This is a genomic window from Methanoculleus sp. (assembly GCF_036677455.1).
GTDB lineage: Archaea > Halobacteriota > Methanomicrobia > Methanomicrobiales > Methanoculleaceae > Methanoculleus.
Map to the genome: position 1 here is coordinate 1 of NZ_JAVBWL010000008.1, position 12834 is coordinate 12834.

13 protein-coding genes and 1 pseudogene are annotated in these 12834 nt (G+C 59.4%); all 14 read right to left on the reverse strand.

The window, feature by feature from the left end; genetic code table 11:
* Nucleotides 1–199: pseudogene (locus V6K60_RS02805) on the reverse strand (tetrahydromethanopterin S-methyltransferase subunit A); the annotation flags it as partial.
* A gap of 10 nt (nucleotides 200–209) precedes the next feature.
* Nucleotides 210–494 carry a tetrahydromethanopterin S-methyltransferase subunit MtrB gene (mtrB, locus tag V6K60_RS02810; RefSeq protein ID WP_332448997.1) on the reverse strand — a complete coding sequence of 95 codons (285 nt, stop codon included), beginning with the start codon at nucleotides 492–494 and terminating at the stop codon, nucleotides 210–212.
* Nucleotides 495–1349 (reverse strand): tetrahydromethanopterin S-methyltransferase subunit MtrC, encoded by an 855-nt coding sequence (gene mtrC / locus V6K60_RS02815; RefSeq protein WP_332448998.1) that lies wholly within the window; start codon nucleotides 1347–1349, stop codon nucleotides 495–497.
* Nucleotides 1350–2201 carry a tetrahydromethanopterin S-methyltransferase subunit D gene (gene mtrD / locus V6K60_RS02820; RefSeq protein WP_332448999.1) on the reverse strand — a complete coding sequence of 284 codons (852 nt, stop codon included), beginning with the start codon at nucleotides 2199–2201 and terminating at the stop codon, nucleotides 1350–1352. It lies immediately after the preceding gene.
* A complete protein-coding gene (mtrE, locus tag V6K60_RS02825) occupies nucleotides 2198–3097 on the reverse strand; it encodes a tetrahydromethanopterin S-methyltransferase subunit E (protein WP_332449000.1) in 900 nt (299 codons plus the stop codon). The genes mtrD and mtrE overlap by 4 nt, the downstream gene beginning before the upstream one ends.
* Before the next feature lie 194 nt (nucleotides 3098–3291).
* Entirely contained in the window at nucleotides 3292–4998 is a 1707-nt protein-coding gene (mcrA, locus tag V6K60_RS02830; RefSeq protein ID WP_332449001.1) for a coenzyme-B sulfoethylthiotransferase subunit alpha, read from the reverse strand.
* Nucleotides 4999–5000: 2 nt separating this feature from the next.
* A complete protein-coding gene (mcrG, locus tag V6K60_RS02835; protein ID WP_332449002.1) occupies nucleotides 5001–5765 on the reverse strand; it encodes a coenzyme-B sulfoethylthiotransferase subunit gamma in 765 nt (254 codons plus the stop codon).
* Between the two features lie 14 nt (nucleotides 5766–5779).
* Nucleotides 5780–6403 carry a methyl-coenzyme M reductase I operon protein C gene (mcrC, locus tag V6K60_RS02840; protein ID WP_292558829.1) on the reverse strand — a complete coding sequence of 208 codons (624 nt, stop codon included), beginning with the start codon at nucleotides 6401–6403 and terminating at the stop codon, nucleotides 5780–5782.
* 1 nt (nucleotide 6404) lies between these two features.
* Nucleotides 6405–6881, reverse strand: coding sequence for a methyl-coenzyme M reductase operon protein D (mcrD, locus tag V6K60_RS02845; RefSeq protein WP_292384358.1), 477 nt, complete (start codon nucleotides 6879–6881; stop codon nucleotides 6405–6407).
* A 17-nt stretch (nucleotides 6882–6898) separates the two neighbouring features.
* A complete protein-coding gene (gene mcrB / locus V6K60_RS02850) occupies nucleotides 6899–8203 on the reverse strand; it encodes a coenzyme-B sulfoethylthiotransferase subunit beta (protein ID WP_332449003.1) in 1305 nt (434 codons plus the stop codon).
* Between the two features lie 365 nt (nucleotides 8204–8568).
* Nucleotides 8569–9375, reverse strand: a complete 807-nt coding sequence (locus V6K60_RS02855; RefSeq protein ID WP_332449004.1) for a formylmethanofuran dehydrogenase subunit C — start codon at nucleotides 9373–9375, stop codon at nucleotides 8569–8571.
* A 10-nt stretch (nucleotides 9376–9385) separates the two neighbouring features.
* On the reverse strand, nucleotides 9386–11095 hold the full coding sequence (locus V6K60_RS02860) for a formylmethanofuran dehydrogenase subunit A (protein WP_332449005.1): 1710 nt from the start codon (nucleotides 11093–11095) through the stop codon (nucleotides 9386–9388).
* Nucleotides 11096–11098: 3 nt separating this feature from the next.
* Complete coding sequence (locus tag V6K60_RS02865; RefSeq protein WP_332449006.1) at nucleotides 11099–12412, reverse strand: formylmethanofuran dehydrogenase subunit B; 1314 nt, start codon at nucleotides 12410–12412, stop codon at nucleotides 11099–11101.
* Nucleotides 12409–12810 carry a molybdopterin dinucleotide binding domain-containing protein gene (locus tag V6K60_RS02870; RefSeq protein ID WP_332449007.1) on the reverse strand — a complete coding sequence of 134 codons (402 nt, stop codon included), beginning with the start codon at nucleotides 12808–12810 and terminating at the stop codon, nucleotides 12409–12411. Before V6K60_RS02870 ends, V6K60_RS02865 begins: the two co-directional genes overlap by 4 nt.
* Between the last annotated feature and the right edge of the window lie 24 nt (nucleotides 12811–12834).

The following is a 12834-nucleotide window of genomic DNA, read 5'->3' on the forward strand; positions in this document are numbered from 1 at the left end:
TGACGTTCGCGATGATCTTCTCGATGCCGAGGTTCTCGGTCTTACAGGACCCGGCGATTGCCGCTCCGGCATCGCAGATGCCCTGCTCGTCGAGGTGGGATCCCATGGTGACGACAGCGACGCAACTCTGTGCATCTCCCGTGTGGAAGTCGCCCTGAACGATCGGCCATCCGCTGGCCGGTGATTTCTTTTCAACCATGTCCTTCACCTCACAGCAGTCCTAATACGACGACACCAGCAACCAGAAGGCCGATTGCCATGCCATACCAGAATGCGGTCACGCCTCCGGCGATGTTGAGAACTCCCTCCCTGTTCGGGAATGATGCCAGGAAGTTGCCCTCCCCGGAGAGCATACCGACCAGGTCGTCGGTGATCTTCTCGAGTTCTGCTACCTGTTCGAGCACGGGGGTGTACGAAACACCGGCGGTGGTGACGACGCCGACCAGCGGGTCGACAACCAGCCCGTACTCGGGCAGTACCTGGATGTATGCCATCTAGGCACCTCCCTTGGGCTCCAGGATCGGCTGCGCATCAAGCCACGCGTAGGCGTCACGCTTCGAGAGCGCGATGTACTGCACGTAGGTGTAGATCCACCCGATGAGTGAGACCAGCAGAGAGATGAGGGCCGGTATGAACGCGATGAACGCAAACGATATGATCGCAATGGGGATCATGGAGAGGAACCCGCACTCTGCGGCGAGCGTCAGCGTCCGGTCCTGCTTCTCCCCCGGCCCGAGACAGGCGTTGAAGGAGTGCTGGATGGCGATGGCGCCGAGCATGAAGATAACGGCGATGATGCTGCCGCCGACGAGGGAGAACTCATAGGTTGTGACAGCGAATCCGAGGATCGCGATCTCGCCGGTGATCATGCCGAGGAACTCGAACGTTCCGCAGGCCATCGCCGAGAGACCGAGGATGGTCATCGCGCCGACGATCGCAAGTTCCGTCAGGGATACGATCATGACCGGGATATCCATCCGGACCACGTGGTTCGCCAATACCCCGGCGACTGCACCGATGATCGCAGCGACGATGAGCGTCACGATGGGCGCAGCGATGCCGGTCGTCGCCCCGAAGAGCGCGCCGATAACACCGGACCCGAGCGCGATCATACCCGCCGACGGGACGCCGGTACCGAGACCGTAACTGCAGAGGTGCTTGATTGTGTCGGTACCCCAGAGGAGTGCGACCACGGCAGCAAGCCCGCCGAAGAACGAGAAGTACTCGGTGTTGGTGATCGTGTTCAGGTATGTCAGGTAGACGAGGACGAGCGATCCCACGAGGCCGTAGATCAGGATCTGGTTGTGCGGGATGCCGCCCCCTGCTCCTGCTTCAACTTTCACTGACATTTAGAATACCCCCACCAGTTCGAGCAGTGCGATCGAGAAGAAGCCTGCAACAGCGGATGCCACGGCGGCGGCAATGACCGCTCTCGGGAACCGCTTGAACTTGGGGTCGTGCGGCCCTTCGATCGTACCGGTGATGTTGTACGCAGCGAGGACGGCGTTCATCAGGAACATACCGACCGCGAAGATACCGGCAAGCGAGATGGCGACGGGCGCGATCTGCTCGACCGTTGCGTTCAGGATGACCGGGAGTTGCGCCTGGTAGATATCGAGGAGCTCGAGGTAGATGAGCGTTCCGCCGAGACCACCGAGTGCGCCGCCGATGACGCCGCCAACCCAGGAGATGAACGGGAGGCCGTGCCCCTCGGTACCCTGGCTCTTATACTCGGGGAAGGTGTCGCCGGTGATCGGGTCCTTTGCGACCTTACCGGAAGCTGCCGGGATACCCATGCCGAAGACGTAAATGACGTTGACCATCGTACAGGTGACCGCCATCAGCAGCCCGCCGCCGATCGCACCGCCAGCGAGGGCGATGGGAAGTCCGAATGGGGCGGCCCATGCGCCACCGAAGAGTCCGGCAAGGCCGGCACCGGCGGCAAGCATCGCGACACCGGTCGCAATACCTGGTGCCTGTCCCATTGCAGCGGGGGCACCGCCGACCGGGACGAAGTGGACGCCGAACCCGACCAGGACACCGCCGATGATGATACCGACGAGCGCGATCAGTCCAGCCATCTGTGCGAAGAAGAAGGCAAGCACAAGTGCGATGATGATAAGTACAATGCTGATAGCGATGCCCATTCCCGTCGGGGACTGGACACCTCCAGTCTGTTTAGGTCCACCGAGTGCGCTCATGATGATGCCTCCTCAGGGGCCGTGTAGGGTCCGAAAGTCTTCCTTGCCCAGACCTCGATGTAACGGTCAATGATGGCAAAGATCAGGATGATAACGATACCGATGATGACCGCTCCCCATCCGGCGGCGAGCGGCTCGAAGACAACGGTACGCCAGAGTTCGAAGAAGACGATCAGGCCAAAGCAGATCCCCGATGCGGGACCGCCGAGTTTGGCGCTGAAGAAACCGTTGTCGAGCGAGTTCCGCTGGCCGGCTTCGGCGTAGCGGACGATGTTACCGGACGCGGAGATCGGAACACCAGCTCCGAATTTCTGCTCCTGGTACTGCCGCTCCTTTCCGTAGAACGGGTTACCGGTCGCAGACCCGGCTGCACCGAGCGCGATACCCCACACGAGGCCCAGCAGCGGGAGTGGGAAGGGGTGGCCGAGCGCGCTGATCATCAGGTGACACATCGCGACGGTGGCAAAGATAGCTACGAACGCGTGCGCCATGGTCACGGTCGTCATCGACTTCAAGATGTCGATATAGACCGGCTGTCCAAACTTAGCGAGACTTGCAGTACGGCCGAGATATGCGGTCGTTGCATAGACGCCCTGCACGAAGACCGCGAGAGCGCTCCCGAGCACAATTGCAAGTATCGGGTTTATCTGCATCGCCATGAATGCCCAGGCAAGGCCTGCACCCAGAGTAACCCATAAGCCGTACGCTGGGGGTTCACCGGCAATCGCCTTGTTAAAGATGCGGTGAATATATCCCATTTGCGGAGCAAGCTGAACCTGTGAGTTCGGGTCACCCTGTGATCCGATGTCAGATTCAACGTCTTCCGCAGCGCCGGCGACGGTTGCAAGAGCACCTGCCAATGCTGTAATGCCGATGCCAAATACGATCTCTTCCATTCAGCACCCTCCTCTGATGCGCATTGCGCCAGAGTATAAGTTCAAAACCTTTTTGGTTCATTTAACAGTTGTTTATGACTTAATTAAAGGTTTCGAAAAGTTGCGCCGATATCGCAATGAAATGTAAAAATTCGTCTGGAATACCCGTATTAGACATATGTGGTTACACTAGGGAAAAAAAAGTTGAGTTAGGATTACCGCGCCGGGATGATGAGGGAGCGCTCGCCGGCGGGCATGAACTCGCGGATTGCACCCTTCGCGAACTCGCGGCGGGGTTCGGCGAAGTCGAACTTCAGCGCCGGGTCGGCGAAGCAGATCTTCACCCGCGGGTCGAAGCACCACGCGTCGCCACGGCCGTAGTGGGCACCACCGGTGATCGCGGCGTACTCGCCCTGGTGACCGACGTTCATCGCGTAGTTCGGGTAGTTCGGACCACGGACCTCGCCGATCGCGCCCTCGTCTCCACGGATGGAGAGGGAGTTCGCGGAACCGCACTGGTCCTGGAGGTCGTAGCCGAAGAAGCCGAGACGCGACCATCCGTCCTTGTGCAGGAGCATGCAGAGGTACCAGGCGTTCAGGCCGGCGTTGGAGTTTCCGGTCGCGATGGAGGTCGACAGACCGCAGGCGGCGGCAAGCACACCGGCACGCTGGGACCCGCCGAAGTGGTCCTCCATCATGGTCGGGAACTGCTCGTACTGCTCCATGCCGTTGAGGGCGACCTCGGTCGCGATGTCGTTGACGATGTCGTAGGTCGGCTTGACCTTGTCGTTCGGGCTCGGGTTCTTCCAGTCGACCTTGTACTTGTCCTTGATGTAGTCCATACCGTAGTAGGTGAACTCATCGAGGATGTTGTCGGTGTAGGCCGCGGTCGCGTACTGGGTGAATCCGACACCGCCGGACATGTAGGAGCCGAGCCAGATCTGGTCGTAGAGCATGGTTCCGGCGCCGACAACCTCGAGGGAGGCCCGGGCGGGGTCGTTGGGGTACTTCCGGTTCGCCTGAACGATATCCGAGAAGAGACCGAATGCAAGGCCACCGGGCTCGTTCGGGCCACGGGCACGCCGGGCGGGCAGGTGGGACGCCATCTGGATGACACCCGCGTGCTTCGCGGCGTAGGAGAGGTCGGCGACGGCTGCTTCGCCGGCGCACATGCGGTAGGCGCCGATGAAGGACATACCGATCTGCATCGCAGACCACCGGGAGGTCGTTCCACCGTCGCAGGTCCGGACGACTGAGGTCGGGATGTGGATTGCCTGCCAGAGGGACTTTCCGACGGCGGCGGAGAGAGCCTCGGCCTGCTTGGCGGGGAAGGCCTTCTCGACGTCGATGACGAACTGGGGTTCGATATCGTCGGCAAGTTCCTGGTCGCCGGTGAAGACCTTGACGTAACAGTCGTCGACGAGGCCGGGGTGAGTCTCGACCATGTGTTCCTGGACGACGGCCGCGCCGGGCATGGCGTGGTTCAGCACGTGCAGGTACTCGTTGATCGTCTCGGGGGTGACTTCCTTGCCCAGACGCTTCTGCAGGGTCTGGTGAGCGAGGTCCATGTTGACGATGACAGTCCGCCGGATGTCGTCCCACATCTGCTGCATCGCAGCGTTGTTGACGAAGTGCAGGTCGTCGCCCTCCACAAAGACTCCGGTGCCGCTGACCTCGTAGGTCATCAGCTGGCGCTGGCCGAGCGGGATACCGCCAAGGTGGCAGCGCACGGGGTCATACATGGATATGTTGCGCTCCATCTCGATGGCACGGCTGGCCTTTACGAACTCCTCCTTGCGGGGGGACTGGTGGTAGCCGTTGAACTTGTAGAACTCGGTGTTCTCGGCCTCGACATCCTGTCCCTGGAACTTCTCCTTGAGGGACTTCAGGAACAGCTTCTGGGTTCTCTCAATCTTTGCCATCTTCATGCCTCCTTCGGAAGGAACCCGTATTTCGTTCTCAGCGTGTGGATACGCTGGACGTACTCGATATACTCCTTGTCGTCACGGTACTTGACATCGCCAAGCGAGTGGAAGATCGTCGTGTTGGCCTTGAGCCACTTCTCATCGAGCGGCTTGCCGATGGCAACCGCACGGTCGAGCGGCTCGCCGATCTGGTTCTTGACGTAGCGGACGACGCCATCCTCACCGAGGACGCTCCTCTGAAGCATATCGAACATCATGCCGTTCTCGGCAAGACGAAGCGAGTGGCCGTGCACGGTCGCACCGCGGATGCCGGTACGGGCCGCATCGAGGAGGTTGTTGTTGATGAGTTCCTTTGAGTACTTCTCGAGGTCACGCTCGCGGCACTCGACGATCTGACGACCGGAGAGCGTGCCGGGGTCGATGCCACGGAAGCGGTAGCACTCGGTGTATGTCCGCTGGTAGGGGTGGCAGGGCGCAAAGAGCATCGAGTCCGTGAACTGGATGTAGCGGACACGATCGCCGGCCTTGGCACCGTCGGTCGGGGTTACAATCTTCCTGATGGGACAGTCGGGCTCCTGCTGCTCGGCGAGCGGCGGGTGGGCCGTCGGATAGGCGGCTCCCGGCGCCCTGTGGCCGAGGATCAGCACGATATCCTCGTCTGTCACATCGCGCATCTTTTCAAGCTTCTGGTTGGGGTTCATCTGCTTGCGCCGGTTCTCGGCGACCTTGGATGTACCCGGTCCGTATTGGGGCTTGTATGCCATGTCTCAATTCACCTTCATGTTGGGCTTTTTAGCACTTTCATAACGGCACGAACGACTTCTGCCAATTTTTCCCTGCCAGGGGTCTGACCCCGTGTCACACCGCTGACGATATCCATCACCATGCCTTTCGTCTTAACCCGGTCGGGCGGCGGCATAACAACCGCTGTCCTGACTCCCTCCTTTGCGAGATCTTCAAAGTCTATCGGGACCTGAGAAACGACGATCGCCCTGATCTTCACGTGCTCAAGGATAAACCGGATCTTCTGCACCACATGAGAGCGGACATTCCCGTGGTGCAGGATGGCGACCTTGTGCTGCTCGATCTGAGCAATCTCCTTCTCCGTTAGCCCGAAGTAGGCTCCGAGGACATGACCCTTGATAGGTGAATCTGCCGGGACTCCGCTCCCTGCGTTCAGGACAAGCGTGGTCACGGAGAACTCCGTCCCTTCCCTCCGGAGGCCGGAGGTGATGTCGCAGACCGGTTTTGTGACGTGTCTGCGGCCGGGGGACATTCCAATCACGATCACATCCGGGGACCTGGCTTCAGAGATAGTCCCGCGCTGGGCAAGACCGCCTCCTTTTCCCATCCCCATGCTCTCGCGGCAGTCGACGACCTGGGTTACTCTTCCGATAGGCATCTTACTTGGTTCCCTGAATGATAATGGGACCGTCTTTCTTTCTTGGATCGACAAGTCCGAGAATATCTCTGTCGGCGTCAGGTCCGTACTTCGCGTAGTCGGACGTTGTCGGCTGGGTCTTCATGTATCGTCCCTTCTGGACGATACAGGAGAAGTCCTTATCGGCAAAGACTTCGTCAACTGCTTCCCCGATAACCGGAATGTACGACTCGTCCTCGAGTTCCAGGATGATTGTTCCGACCTGCACCTGGAGCTGGACGTCCTGGTCTCCGACACGGATAACCTTACGGTCCGGATGGGGGTTGGGTTTCCCCCGTGCCGGGCCGTACGGAACGGTGGCGGGGAGGTTTGGTCCATTGATGGACATCCGGCGAATCCCGCCGACCTGAACAAGTCTGTTCAGGAGTTCTTCTACCGTATCGGGTCTGAGGAATCGCGCAGAAACGATTCGAACCTGAGGGTATATGGCGTCAGTCATTAGCATCCTTATGTTATTTACACACCCTGTGCGATCTGCTGGATCGGCTTGTTGAAGACGTCGACCTTGCCGTAGGTGTCGGCATAGATCTTCGAGGTGCTCTCGGGCGAGAACATCTGGGTTCCGGCGTCGAGCGCCGCTGCAGCGACCACACACGGGATAGCCACGCCTGCGGCGTGCCTGGTCACGACGTGGTTGCCGCTGAAGATACCGGGGCCGCCACCGCCGTAGATCGAGTGGCTGAAGAACGAGAACCCGACGGCAGTACCCATGACACGGCCGTAGTCGCAGCCGGGGAGGCCGGTCTCGTGCTCAAGCAGGTCGTTGAAGTACAGGAGCGTCGAGGAGACTGCCTGGGCGAACCGTCCGGCACCGCAGTTGACCATGGTGGCTGCCATGGTTCCTGCAGAGGCGTAGGCGTTCCAGAGCATGGGGTCCTTGGTGTCGTAGAACTGGAAGTACCCGCCCTTCTTGCCCGGGGTGATGACCTTGTCCTCGATGGCGCGCTCGACCAGGCTCTGGACGACCGTGCCGATGGTTCCGGTCGCACCGTTCGCCTTGACGAGGTCGTAGACCATGTTGTTCGCGTTCAGGCCCTGGTAGGCGTACGCGAGCAGCTGGGCGCGCTCGAACGGTCCGATGGCGTTACCCATCTCAAACATTCCTGCCTGCTCGAAGGTGGACGAGAGTGCGGCGCCCTGCATAGCGTTCCGGTTGGTCATCATGACACTGTGGTTGACCGGGATGTTCCGGAGCGCGTAGCCGAGACCTTCGTTGTTCTGGGGGATCGACAGGATCGACGTGACGTTAGCGCCGGAAAGATCCATCGTGTGCGGGTAAGAACCCCAGACTGCCGTCTTGACCATCGCTGCGTCGAACGCTCCGATGTTGAACTGCTCGACGAGCGAGTAGGTGGTTGCGGCTGCGACCGAGGTGATCGCGGCATCGTAGGTGGATGCGGCCTCCAGGCGGACGCTGGGCACCTCGACGAGGATGAGTTTACCGCCGCCGAACTCGCGGATCTTGGTGTTGTCACCCTCCTCGACCTGGACCATCTCCTTGATCTTGGAGATGACGGCATCCTTGTTGCCAATGATGTCGAGGTTCATCTCGCGGCCAAGGACGCTCCCCTTTGCGACCTTGCCGGTCTTCAGGGACTCCTGGATGCCGTTCAGGTTGACTGCAACCGTCCTCTTGGTCAGGTCGATGAGCTTCCTGGTTGCCGGGTTGACCAGCGGGCTGATCTTTTCAAGCGGCACACCACTCTTCAACTGCTTGCCTGCATCATCGTACAGGTCAATAGTTTCCTTGTATTTCGCCATAATCTTTCTCCATTACCCTCTTTAAGTGCATACAGTCCGTAACTGTGTGGTGAACGCTAAAAGTATCGCTGATTGTGTCTGATGGTAACTACTGCACGTCCTCGTGGGACAAGAGATAGTAACCTTCTCTGATGATATAAGCATTGCTATTTATACCTATGATCAGGTATATATCCGGAGTGCAATACCAAATATCTGCTAGATTACAGTCAATTGCACAGAAAAGCAAATTATTATATCCCTCCGGCAGGTGATATGAATTATAAGCAACAGTAATACTCTGTGTTACTCTTTACCCTGGCGGTCACGCTCTAACATTGTAGGCCTCCGCCGCATCGTCTGCGCGGTAAAAAAATAGGGAAATTTCAGGCCTTGATCCGCTGGTATAATTTGCCGTAGATCGTCTGGCCTTTTCTCTTTCGGTGGCGCTCACCCAGGTCACCCTCATAGAGAGCAAACCGTCCTTTGGTGCCGTTCACCTCGATATCGACATCCTCGCGGTAGGTAAACCCGGGCATCATGAGATCGATGTCTCCAAAGACATAGATCTCGCCCTCGACCATCTGGCCGCCAAGGCGTCTCTTTGCATTGCCCTTGATGATGATCTTCCCGCCCTCGGCATGGGTGGCAACGTGAACATCGACATCGCCGCCGACGATGATCTCGCCGCCGTTCATGAACGTGCCAAGATCGCTCCCGGCATTGCCCGCGACCGTGATCTTCCCGCCCTGCATCCCGCGCCAATCTCCGCGGTATGCAGCGCCGAGGTAGTTCCCAGCGTTGCCCTTGATCTCGATCTCGCCGCCTTTCATGCCAGTTCCGGCAAAAGCGTCGACATTCCCGTTCACGGTAATCTTGCCGCCCTGCATCCATGCACCGACGTACATGTCGGTGTTGCCGTTCACGACAACTTCGCCGGCGGTCATCTTCATGCCGATGTATTTGACCCGGGAGAGGTCACCGTTGACGACGATCTTCGTCTCAGCCGGGGTTGCTCCGGCCTTGCCGGAGATCTCGAAGAAATCTCCAAGCCGGTGCTCCTCTCGCCCTACGTAAACGGGGAGGCCGGCGATCTCTTCCGCCTTCTTCCCGGTGAACGCATCGGGTGTGATGGTGTTAGCCTCGAGGTATAGCCCGGGCTGGTTCTTTATAGTGAGTGTAACGGTTTCCATCCTTCTCCCCTCACTGCGTGGCATCAACCTCGATCACGTACGGGTTGGGTACATAGTGGTGACCGGTAACCTCGTAGTTGTTCAGGGTGACGGTGTAGTAGCGGAGGAACTTCTCCTTAACGTCACGCATCACCTGCGGGTTCTCGTTGACTTTGGCGTTCACCCAGAGCGTCCGCTTGTTGCCGTTCGAGACGATCTCATGGTCGCTGATGACCGGGACCCCTGCTTTGAAGAGGCAGTTCGCGTTGCTGAACGCAGTCTCGATCGCGTCGGGTGCGTAGGGCTCGTTCGGGTTGAAGTCAAAGATGGCAACGTCCCCTTCGAGGCCGGGTGCAAGCCCGCCATACATGTGCGCGAGGCCGAGCGATTTTGCCGGGCCGGCGCGGGTCATCTGCGCGATCTCGTAGAGGTCGAGTTCACGGTCGATACCGGCGAGGTTGGTCGCATCGATGACCTTGTCCTTGTGCTTGAAAGCATCGAACTGCTGCTCACGCGCTTCAGTGCTCATGAGCCACTTCATGATCCGCGGGTAGCGGATGAACGGCCCGGCGTTCGGGTGGTCGGTGGTCATGAAGACCCGCATGGGATCTTTCGCGAGCAGCGCGAGTTCAAGGCCGATGGCCCACTGAATGGCGCAGACCTTGATGCTTGGGCTGTAGATGTACGGCACGACCCCGGATCCGGTCTCGAGTTCCACGTCGGCGTTTGCCCACTTTAAGTGGTTCAACTCGGTGAGGTGGTGCTCGAACGGCCCGTCGGCGGTCATCGTCGTGGTCTCATCAAGCGTCACCTGACCCATGTCGATGGTGATGTTGTCATGAGAGTTCACGTAACCCATGATGTCCTTTGCTTTGGACTCCACGTTCGCCCAGGAGTCGCCACCATAGGAGTGGAACTGGACGTGGGTGTGGTGCATCACCTGGTCGCGGCCGAACTTGCTGTTCGGCTTGATACCCTCTGAGAGTTTGAACGAGTCCAGCGTCGTCGTGTAGTTGCCGGGGTTCCCGAGGTTGTTCGCGTGCATGTGCATGGAGTGCGGGAGCCCGAGATACTCGTTTGCCTCGATGAGGCCCTTGATGATCTGTGCCGGGGTGATATCGAAGTAGGGGACCGGGTCGTGAACGTTCTCACAATTCAGGCCCCATGCCCAGGCTTCGGTGCCGCCGGGGTTGACGACCTTGACCGCGTAGCCCTTTGTCGCGCGAAGCAGCCAGGCGATGTAGGCGGCGGTGTTCTCGATCTCGTGGTTCTTGAGGTACTCAAGAACGAACCAGTTGTTCCCGAAGACCGGGTAGGCACCCTGGTCGAGGATCGGCGTGTCTCGCATCTCCTCGTGGGTGTGCCGGGCGTAGAGCGGCGGCATGGCCGCTTCCATCACGGTGGTATAGCCCATGCGGGCGTAGTTGTAGCCGGTCCGGATCGTCGTCGGGACGGAGAACCCGCCCTGCATCCGCTCGATACCGCGCCCGGGCGTGTATCCGAATAGTTTGTCTTCCGGACGGAAGTTCCGGCCGATGTTCACCTTCGGGCCGGCAACGTGGGCGTGGACGTCGACACCACCGGCCATAACTGTCTTGCCGGTCGCATCGATGACCTTCGGGCTCTTGACCGCCGTGGTCTCGACGATCTTCCCATCTTTGATGGCGATATCGGCCTTATCGCCCTTGATCCCGAGGACCGGGTCAATGACGAATCCATTCTTGATAAGATACTCTGCCATCGGTTACACCCCCTTGATCTCCTTGACACGCGTAAGAACACGCTTCAAGAACTCTTCATCGGTCATCATGCCCTCAGGGGGCTCAACGACCTTTCTGGTCTCGATCGGCACGTTGTCCATCCGGTAGGCGCACCCGCCGATCTCGACGCCCACGAAAGCGACCGGGACGTGGACCTTGCAGACCTCGGTGGTCGGGGTCTCGTGCGGGTCGATGGCGACTGATGGGAGGTTGTAGATCTTCTTCACCGAGCTGAACGGGAAGTGTGCACCGGGATCGCTGCCAAGCACGAAGACGGCGTCCACTTCATCCCTGCGGAGCAGGTCGTTCGACGTCGTCTCGCCGGGGTTGTACCGGGCGAAGCCGCGGGAGAGGTCCACCGCGAAGGGGAACCCGAACTGCCAGCCCCAGACCTGGCCGGAGCCGGTGACGTTGTAGTGCCCGCGCATCGGCATGATGGCGGCTTTCGTATATTCGTTTAAGTCACGGGTGACCGCGATGGCTTCGTCGATGTTGTGGTTCTTGCCGATCGACTGGGTCACGCCCATGCCGAAGAAGATGATCGCGAAACGGCCGCTCTTGAGCGTCTCGGCGACCTCGTAGATCTTTTCTTTTGGGATCCCGGCGACGACGTCGGGAAGTTTCTCACCCTTGAACGCCACACGGAGCGCGTTGAGGAGTTCGTAGTCGTGCCCCTGCTCTATCTGCAGGTGGACGTCTGCCACACGGGCGGTGTCGGTGACACGCGGGTCGACGACGATCACCTTCCGGCTCGCGTGACCCTTACCGGTGAAGAATCCACGGGGGAAGATCGAGTAGCGGGACATGTGCCGCGGGTGGGCATGTGCCGGGTTGCACCCCCAGAAGAGGATCCGGTCGGCACGGTTCTTGACCTCGCCGAGCGTGCAGCTCGGGATACCGATATCCTGGACCGCGATGAGCGAGGTGCCATGGCAGACGGTTGCCGTGTTGTCCATGACCGCTCCGACGGCCTCGCCGATCTCGGACCCGACAGACTGGGCTTCACAGTTTGTGGAACTCCAGCCATACATCAGGGGCTTCTTTGCATCGGCAAGCATCTTCGCCGTGTATTCGACGGCCTCGTCGTAGGTGATCTCTTTCCAGGAGCCATCTTCCTGCTTCATGCGGGGCCGGGTGATACGGTCCTTTGCCTGGGAGTGAAGGAACTTCTCGGCGCCGATGGCGCAGGCGTTATAGACTTCGAGAAGTTTCTTCCCGTCTTTGCTGACGACGACTTCAAGGTCGTCGCAGAGCGTTCCGCAGAACGGGCAGATAACGTCGGTTACAGTCTGTGTCATGCGAGTTCACCTCTGCATCCTTTGCGCACCAGTTCCAGTGAGCCGAGGACGGGTTCGTTCTTGGCGACTTCTATCTCAACCGGCGTACCCTTGAATGTTGGCATCCCTGTTGAGTAAGTGTCCGGGTTGACAAGCATGTTCGCCCATGGCCCCATCGGTATGTATGCCACACCGGGGTGGGGACCCTGGGTCGCCTCGACCGCTTTGACGACGACGCTACCGTGGTCGCTGGTGACACGTACGTTCGTGTTGCGGAAAACTCCCAGCTTTTTAAAGTCCGCTGGGTCCAGCTCAATGATCCCGCAGGCAGTGGTGTAGGCGGGTTTTTCCTTCCCCGCCTCCATTGACACCCCCTGCTGGATGGTGCGACCCGTGATCAAGTTCACTCTGATTGCCATTGTTATTCATCCCCTGTCTATGGT